We start from the raw sequence: 9,020 nt of genomic DNA, 5'->3' as shown, positions 1-9,020 counted from the left end.
TCACGTTGACCATGGTAAAACAACTTTGGTTGATAAACTTTTACAACAATCTGGTACGTTAAGTTCTCGTGGAGAAGTTGAAGAACGTATTATGGATAGTAATGCTATTGAAAAAGAACGTGGTATTACTATCTTAGCTAAAAATACAGCGATTAACTACCGTGACTATCACATCAATATCGTGGATACCCCTGGACACGCGGACTTTGGTGGTGAAGTAGAACGTGTATTATCAATGGTTGACTCTGTACTTCTAATTGTAGATGCTACAGATGGCCCTATGCCTCAAACTCGCTTTGTGACGCAAAAAGCTTTTGCGCATGGGTTAAAACCAATTGTGGTAGTAAATAAAGTGGACCGTCCAGGTGCACGTCCTGATTGGGTTATTGACCAAGTATTCGATTTATTTGTAAATCTTGGTGCAACTGATGAGCAATTAGATTTCCCTATTATTTACGCTTCGGCATTAAACGGGATTGCAGGTTTAGATTACAATGATATGGCTGAAGATATGACTCCATTATTTGAAGCTATCATTGAAAAAGTATCTCCACCTGATGTAGATTTAGATGCTCCTTTCCAAATGCAAATTTCTCAACTTGACTATAATAGCTATGTTGGGGTTATTGGTATTGGACGTATTAAACGTGGTAGCATTAAAGTTAACCAACAAGTTGCTATTATTGATGCCGAAGGTAATAAGCGTAACGCTAAAGTAGGTCAGGTTCTTGGTCACATAGGTTTACAACGTGTAGAACAAGAAGTAGCTACTGCAGGTGATATTATTGCTTTAACAGGGTTAGGTGAATTAAACATCTCAGATACTATTTGTGATGTTAATAATGTTGAAGCTTTACCTGCTCTTCACGTTGATGAACCTACAGTAACTATGTTCTTCTGTGTAAATACCTCTCCATTCTGTGGTCAAGAAGGTAAATTTGTTACGTCACGTCAAATTTTAGAGCGTTTACGTAAAGAATTAGTACATAACGTTGCTTTACGTGTTGAAGAAACTGAAGATCCGGATGCTTTCCGTGTTTCAGGTCGTGGTGAGCTTCACTTATCTGTATTAATTGAAAACATGCGTCGTGAAGGTTATGAGCTTGCTGTATCTCGTCCTCGTGTAATTTTTAAAGAGGTTGACGGTGTACAACAAGAACCATATGAGCAAGTTACAGTTGATATTGAAGAACAACACCAAGGCTCAATTATGGAAGCTTTAGGTTTACGTAAAGGTGAACTTAAAAATATGGAAGTTGACGGTAAAGGTCGTGTACGTCTAGACTATATTATTCCAGCACGTGGTCTAATTGGCTTCCGTGGTGAATTTATGACTATGACTTCAGGTACAGGTCTTCTTTATTCAACATTTAGCCACTATGATCTAGTTAAACCAGGTGAAATTGGTCAACGTGTTAACGGAGTATTAATTTCAAATGGTACAGGTAAAGCTTTAGCATATGCTTTATTTTCACTCCAAGAACGTGGTAAACTATTAATAGATGCTAATACTGAAGTTTATGAAGGACAAGTAATTGGTATTCACAGTCGTGACAATGACTTAACTGTAAACTGTTTACAAGGTAAAAAACTTACCAATATGCGTGCTGCAGGTAAAGACGATGCAGTAGTATTAGTTCCGCCTGTTCGTTTTTCACTAGAACAAGCTATTGAATTTATTGATGATGACGAATTAGTTGAAGTAACTCCAGAATCAATTCGTATTCGTAAAAAATACTTAACAGAAAATGATCGTCGTCGTGCTTATCGTCAAGCAAATAAATAGTCTTTATCACTTTTTTACATTTAACATTAACCTCTGAATTTGCAAAAATTCAGAGGTTTTTTTAAGGCAAAAAAATCCTCTGAGCTAATAGAGCTCAGAGGAATTTTTTATTCGTAATAACTTTTTTGTCCTTCTGGACGATTTTTAAATCTTCTATGAAGCCACATATAGTTAGAAATATCTAACTTGATCATCTTTTCAACCGTTTGATTTGTTCTAATAACTACTTGACGAATTAGTTCGTCACGACTAATTTTGTCTGCTTCGAATTCTTGAGTAAGGTCTTCAAAATCAACAGCATCTAAAATATGAAAGTCGAAATAATAATTTGGATCCTTACTAGGTAATAACATGCAAGGCACAAGAGTTAAATCGTTAAAGCTACGATATAACTGGTAAGTACCTGTAGTTGTACAAGTTTGCGGTTCGTCAAAGAAAGGAACAAAGATTGAAGATTTTACGCCAAGATCTTGGTCTGGTGCGTACCATAAGCCGTGTTTTAAAGCTAAAGTACGAATCATTGCTCTTGGATTATCCTTGGCAACTAAGGCTTTATTATTTCTTAAACGGAAATAATACTGTAACCAATCCCAAAGCGGGTTTTCATTTTTTAAATAAACGCCATAGGAAGGTAAGATTAAGCCAATAGCTCGTGCATTTACTTCAAGGTTAAGAAAATGCGGGCAAAGGAATAAAAAGGCTTTTTTCTCATACCATTGAGAAAAATCTTTATTTGGTAAACGAATAAGTTTTTTGAATCGTTTTTTACTCCAAAACCAAGCTATTACTATATCAAAAAGAGCAATACCTACATTTTCACAAAAATCATTAAAGATTTTATCTCTTTGTTCTTTAGGTTTTGAAGCAAGAGCTATGTCGATATTGATGCGGGCAATATTACGACGTCTGCGAATAACGCCAAGGTTTGAAGAACGAAAAACTTTACCTAGTTGCTTACCACACCAACGAATAGCAGCGTAGGGAAGTAGCGATAGTATCCAACATAAACCTATAAGTAACCAGATTTTCCAATATTTAGGAAGCAAAAATTCCTTTTTAAAATGTGGACGATTAGCTTCAAAGATCTGATCCTGTTTTTTCATGTGAGATTAATTATTTTTAATTTTATTAATAATATTAGTTGAACTATAAGAGTCTACAAAGGTAATAGTTTGTACTTTACCACCATATGCAGTTACTTCTTTATAACCAACAATATCCTCAACTTTGTAGTCAGCCCCTTTAACAAGAACATCAGGGTGAATAGCTTTTATAAGTTCAAGAGGTGTATCTTCGTTAAATTCGACAACATAGTCAACAAATTTTAATGAAGAGAGCATAAACATACGATCTGCAACATTATTAATAGGGCGATTTTCCCCTTTTAAACGGCGAACTGAGTCATCTGAATTTATGGCTACAACTAAAATGTCACCTAATTCTTTTGCTCTTTGTAAATAACTTAAGTGACCACGGTGCAGAATATCAAAACAACCATTGGTAAAAACTATACGTTTGCCAGAGGCTTGCTCTTGATGGATATGAGAAATTACTTTAGCCGTATCATAAGTATTTTGCATGTCTTTGGCATTACATGCTTGTTTAAGCTCATCTAAAGAAACAGTAGCTGCTCCAAGTTTTGAAACCGAAACACCTGCAGCTTTATTAGCAAGGTAGCAAGCGTCTTTCAGAGGTATATTTACTGCTAAAGCAGCTGCTAATGTTGCAATAACTGTATCTCCAGCTCCCGTAACATCATAAACATCTTCGGCATAAGTTAGTTGATGATAAACTTCACCATTTTTTAAGTGCAAAGTCATGCCTTTTTCAGATTTTGTTATAAGGATGCCGTCTAAGTTTAAATCATCGATTATTGCTTTTGCGATTTCTTGCTCATATTCTTGAGCTAAAACTTGCTCATCAGTAAATTTATACTGTTTAGCAATTTGACCAAACTCACTTAAATTAGGAGTTAATAAGCTAGCATTTTTATAAATGCTATAGTCTGTTCCTTTAGGATCGATAATTACAGGCTTATTAAATTTATTAGCAATACTTATAATCTCAGGGAAAAGAAGACGTGCTCCTTTCATATAATCAGAAAGAACAATAACATTAGCTTGAGCTACCATTTTTTCTAAAGCCTGAGAATATTGTTCTTTAGTTTGTTCGAGATTAAAATTACGATTATAAGCTTCTTCGAAGTCAATGCGAAGCAGTTGTTGGTGTCTACTTATAACACGTAGTTTTTTAGTTGTTTGCCCGTTTTCAACTGGGATAAATAGGTAAGGTAAATTTATTTCTTGGCAAAGGTTTTCAAGGTGTTGGGCATTAGCGTCTTGACCTACTAAACCAGAAATATTAACCTGACTATTATATGCTACTAGGTTACGAGCCACGTTAGCAGCCCCACCTAGAGTAGCGTTTTCATTTTTAAATAAAACTACAGGTACTGGAGCTTCAGGAGAAATGCGCGAAGTATCTCCGTACCAGTAGTGGTCGATCATTACGTCCCCAAAAACAAAAATGTTTGCAGGAGTAAAATCTAAATTTTCAATAAGCATATTAAAAGAGAATAGATTTAATTAGTGCTAGCTTGCTTTTTCTCAGCTTTGTAGCGTTTAAGGTCAATAACTTCAATTTGCTGTATACCTTTACGATCAACTTTTTTAACAGTTAAAACTAAGTTATCGTGTGTATATTTTGAGCCTATTGTAGGTATATCCTGGAATTTGTCTAAAAGGAAACCATTTAATGTACGTACATCTTCGGCTTTTAGACTCCAGCTGAACTTACGATTGAGGTCACGTAAGTTTGCTTGACCATCGATAAGGTATTTCCCAGGTGAAACTAAAACAATATCTTCTTGTTCGTCAGTAATTGAGTTGGTTGTGTAATTACCTACAATTTCTTCAAGAATATCTTCGATTGAAATTAAACCAATTACAAAGCCATATTCGTCAACGACAATACCTATTTTACGTTTAGCTTTTTTGAAGTTTAATAGCTGACGGGTTAGGTTTGTCCCTTCTTGAACATAAATAGCTTCGTCTACGGCACGAACTAACGACTCTTTTGTAAACTCGTTAGTTTCCATCATAAGACGATAAGCTTCACGAATACGTAAGGTACCAACAATTTGTTTTTCTAATGATTCACGATAAACAACCACTTGGCTGTGTGGTGATTGGTTTAATTGACGAATAATAGATTTAATATCATCATCGATATCAATAGCTACGATTTCGTGACGAGGGATCATTACATCTTCTACAGTTATTCTTTCTAAGTCAAGTACTGAGTTCATCATGTCAGAATGATCTTTTCCGACTAAAGTTTGAGATTCTTTTACAATAACTCGTAACTCTTCACTTGAAAGTGCTGCTTTGGTTGGGTTTTGTTTAATACGAAATACTTTAAAGAATAAAATTGTAAATAGATTAAAGATAAAAACAATTGGGGTTACAATTTTATAAACAAGATAAAGGATTGGCGCTAAAGCAAAAGAAATTGGTTCTGGGTATTTTACCGCTAAAGTTTTAGGAATAATTTCACAAAACATTAAGAGTAAAAAGGTTAATAGACCCGTAGCTATAGCTATACCTACTTCACCAGCAATTATTCCCCCGAGAATTGTTGCAATGGATGAAGCTGCAATATTAACTGAGTTATTACAAATTAATATTGTACTAATAAGTTTGTCTGAATTTTTTAGCAGTTTATCTGCTGATTTTGCCCCATATCTATTCTGTAATACCGCTGTTTGTAATTTGTACTTATTTAAGGTAAGTAAGGCTGTTTCACTTGCAGAGAAGAATGCAGAAAGAAACATACAGCTAAGAATAATAATTAACAAAAATGAGACAGAAGATTCCATAAATTTGTTCCAATATAAAATAATAAAAACTAAGAAATAGTCCTAGAGTATAGACTTTTTAACTTGATTATTATATCACATTTAAAATTGATAATTTATGCCCTTAATACAGGTATAATAAGTGATATAATATTTCTTTTTCTAAGGAGTAAACTATGAAGATTGCTATTGCTGGTGCAGGTGCAATGGGATGTTCTTATGGACATATGTTAAAACAAGCTGGTAATGATGTGGTATTACTTGATAATTGGGAAGATCACGTTAATAAAATAAACGAATCAGGTCTAAAAGTAAATGAAGTAGGGCAAGAAAAAGTAACCTATATCAAAGCTTATAAACCTAGTGATTACCACGAAAAAGTTGATCTAGTTATTGTTTTTACAAAGTCTTTACAACTAAATAGTTTTCTTCAACAAATAAAACACTTACTTACCGAAGATACCAAAGTATTATGTTTACTAAATGGCTTAGGTCATATTGAAACTTTAAGCCAATACACGCATAAAGAAAACATTTACATGGGCGTTACTGTGGTAACAGCAAGATTTACAAATGTAAATGAACCAGCTAATGTGTCTTTCTCTAGTTATGGCAAAACAGAAATTGAAAATGTAGTTAGTTCCAAAGAAGCAGAGAGATTTGGAAAACTTATAGCTCAGACAATAAATGACTCTGGCTTGCCGTGTGAATTTGTTGACAATATCTACTGGTCTATTTGGCGCAAAGCATGCTTAAATGGTTGTATGAATAGCTTATGTACAATCCTAGATAGTAACATGCTTGATTTAGGTAAGATTAACAATATCGAGTATATTATTAATAGCGTGATTAAAGAATTTGCCGCTATAGCATCTACTGAAGGGATTTCTTTAGATATAGATGAAATGACAAAATTTGTAATGTCATTTACGGCAGAAACTTTCTCTGGGGCAAAACACTTCCCTTCTATGCACCAGGATCTAATCAGAAATCATCGCTTAACTGAAGTTGATTATTTGAATGGATATGTTAGTCGTCGTGGGAAAGAATTAAATATTCCTACTCCATTTAATGATTTAATAACAGTTTTAGTACACGGTAAAGAATACCTTTTACAGGCTAAATAATAAGCAAAATAAGGGCGGTCGTTAAGACTGCCCTTTAGCAATTAATAAACAGCATAAGGGCGGTCAGATGACCGCCCTTTTGTGATTTTGTATTATGCCCATGTACCTGGGAATAGGATTACAAACACTTGGTAAACAACTGCTGCAATGATACCGTAGATGAACATAGGAATGAATGTGCGTTTTAAGATGTAACCTTCATGACTTAATGAGTTGGTTACAGACGCTACAGCGATAATGTTGTTTAAACAAACCATGTTACCCATTGCACCACCAACAGATTGTAATGCTAATACTGTTGTTTCACTAGCACCAATTTGTTGTGCAATTGATTGTTGGATACTACCAAATGTTAAGTTAGATACTGTGTTAGATCCAGAGAAGAATGCACCTACAGCACCTAAGTATGATGCTACGTATAACCAAGCGCCACCCATCGAACTTGAGAATACTTGACCGATAACAGAAACCATTGATAATTTAATATCGTTAGTTTCAGCAGGAGTTAACATCATTAATTTAACCATTACGAATGCACCAAATAGAGCAACGTAGGTTAATTTTACTGAACTTGCTGATTCTGTGAAAATGCCAGTAATTTGACCTTTTGATTCTTTATAGAAGAATTGACAGAATAAAACAGTTACAACAAATGGAATTAAACATGGAACATATAAGAGTTTATATGAATCACCAATTCCTGTACCAAAGATATCATTTAAGCTAAAGGTTAGAGATTTGGTTACAGTAAATTCTGCAAATCCTAAACCTACTGTAAATAATTCTGCGGTGCTATTCATTAGCGCCTTGAATGGTAATTGTTGTACACGTGTTACAACTAATAAACCAATTAAGATAGCGAAAGGCATTAATGCTTTTGCAACTTGTTTAGGTGTAACTGCTTCAAATACTTCAGCTTTTTCACCTGTTGCATCTTCATCTTTAGCTGTGTCTGTTGCTTTTGATAAACCAAAGCCTTTTTTAGCTGCCCATACAGATAATAACATACCAATTGCACCACCTACTAATGATGGGAACTCATCATTAACTTGAGCGATTAAGAAGTATGGAATAACACAGAAAAGAACTGAAAGATAAACAAATCCTAAGTTTCTTTTAACTTCAGACCATTTAACAACAAATAATAAAGCGATTACAGGAATAATTAAAGAAGCTACTGAGTGAATAATAGCCGTTTTTGAAGCTAATTCAGAGAAATTAACGTCAGTTAATTGGCTAAAACCATACCAAGTAGGAGTACCTACAGCACCAAATGATACTGGTACAGAGTTCATGATTAAAGTTAAAATACAAACTTTAACTGCTGGGAACCCTAAGCTCACTAATAAAGGAGCGGCAATTGCTGCTGGAGTACCAAAGCCTGAAGCCCCCTCAATCATGAAAGCAAATGCCCAACCAATAATCATTAATTGTGCAACTGGGTTTGGAGAAACACTTGCTAACCAGCTTTTAATAACTTTAATACTGCCAGAAACTTCCATAAAACGATTGAAAAGAATCGCGGCAAAAATAATTGTTACAGGTACTAATGTAGCAATTAATGAAGCAACTACTGAAGCAGCAACTGAGCTACCTGTGTTACCCCAGTAAATTAACTGAAGTACTAAAATTAGTGCACCTGTAATTGGAAGTGCTACATATGAAGGAAGTCCATTACGTTTTGCCATTAAGTAAATTAATAGCAAAATTGGAAAGACACTTAAAATGAATTGAATTACCATTCCTGACATTTATATTATCCACCATGAAGAATAAAAATATTAATCTTAGAATTCTTTTGATCTTACATCTAGATTTTCTTGGGAATTTTGGATGGGGGAAATAATTAGGAGTAAGATCTGCGAATTCTTATTTGTCTATATTATCCCCATTACATGGTATTAAAAGCAATATAAAAAGAAATAAAATGTGAAAAGTGTGGCATAGATCACACTTTTTTCGTTAATTACACTCGCAAAATCGAAGAAAATGATCAAAAACGATCATTTTTTGCCTTTTATAAAGTAAAAATATAAATTGTCGAGTTTTATGCTAGGTTAATAACCAGTATTTTATAAAAAAATAATAAAATTCCATAAAAGTGTGAATTATAGACATAATGCTAAAAAATATTCAATAACAAATTTTGAGTTTTTCTAAATGCAATTTGTTTATTTTTTATAAAGCAAGACAAATTGCTAAAATTTTCCATTTTTAGAGCAAATAATAGATAATACAGGGCATTTATTAC

Annotated in this window: 6 protein-coding genes; 2 read left to right on the top strand and 4 right to left on the bottom strand. The window is 33.9% G+C overall.

The genetic code is table 11. The annotated features are described in order from the left end of the window. The coding region (gene typA, locus CJP74_RS05855) for a translational GTPase TypA (RefSeq protein ID WP_119497341.1) at positions 1-1,786 on the top strand (1,786 nt) is incomplete at its 5' end. 107 nt (positions 1,787-1,893) lie between these two features. Here the strand turns inward: typA and CJP74_RS05850 are convergent. Genes CJP74_RS05850 through CJP74_RS05840 form a run of 3 tightly spaced genes read right to left on the bottom strand, consistent with a single transcriptional unit; the run spans position 1,894 to position 5,663 of the window. Further along, the gene (locus CJP74_RS05850) at positions 1,894-2,889 is read right to left on the bottom strand and encodes an LpxL/LpxP family acyltransferase (RefSeq protein ID WP_119497339.1); all 996 of its coding nucleotides are present in this window, start codon (positions 2,887-2,889) and stop codon (positions 1,894-1,896) included. 6 nt (positions 2,890-2,895) lie between these two features. Next, positions 2,896-4,350, bottom strand: a complete 1,455-nt coding sequence (gene hldE, locus CJP74_RS05845) for a bifunctional D-glycero-beta-D-manno-heptose-7-phosphate kinase/D-glycero-beta-D-manno-heptose 1-phosphate adenylyltransferase HldE (RefSeq protein ID WP_119497338.1) — start codon at positions 4,348-4,350, stop codon at positions 2,896-2,898. Positions 4,351-4,367: 17 nt separating this feature from the next. Then, positions 4,368-5,663: an HlyC/CorC family transporter gene (locus CJP74_RS05840; protein ID WP_119497337.1), complete on the bottom strand. Its 1,296-nt coding sequence runs from the start codon at positions 5,661-5,663 to the stop codon at positions 4,368-4,370. 155 nt (positions 5,664-5,818) lie between these two features. Here CJP74_RS05840 and CJP74_RS05835 point away from each other — a divergent pair, with 155 nt between their 5' ends. Continuing rightward, the gene (locus tag CJP74_RS05835; RefSeq protein WP_119497336.1) at positions 5,819-6,769 is read left to right on the top strand and encodes a 2-dehydropantoate 2-reductase; all 951 of its coding nucleotides are present in this window, start codon (positions 5,819-5,821) and stop codon (positions 6,767-6,769) included. A gap of 92 nt (positions 6,770-6,861) precedes the next feature. On the opposite strand, the gene CJP74_RS05830 is transcribed toward CJP74_RS05835, so the two are convergent. Continuing rightward, positions 6,862-8,511, bottom strand: coding sequence for an L-lactate permease (locus tag CJP74_RS05830; protein WP_245958046.1), 1,650 nt, complete (start codon positions 8,509-8,511; stop codon positions 6,862-6,864). Positions 8,512-9,020: the final 509 nt, after the last annotated feature.

It is taken from the genome of Psittacicella melopsittaci (assembly GCF_003585925.1).
Taxonomy (GTDB): domain Bacteria; phylum Pseudomonadota; class Gammaproteobacteria; order Enterobacterales; family Psittacicellaceae; genus Psittacicella; species Psittacicella melopsittaci.
Note: the sequence above shows the minus strand (reverse complement) of the source record. Positions and strands in the feature narration are given on the sequence as shown.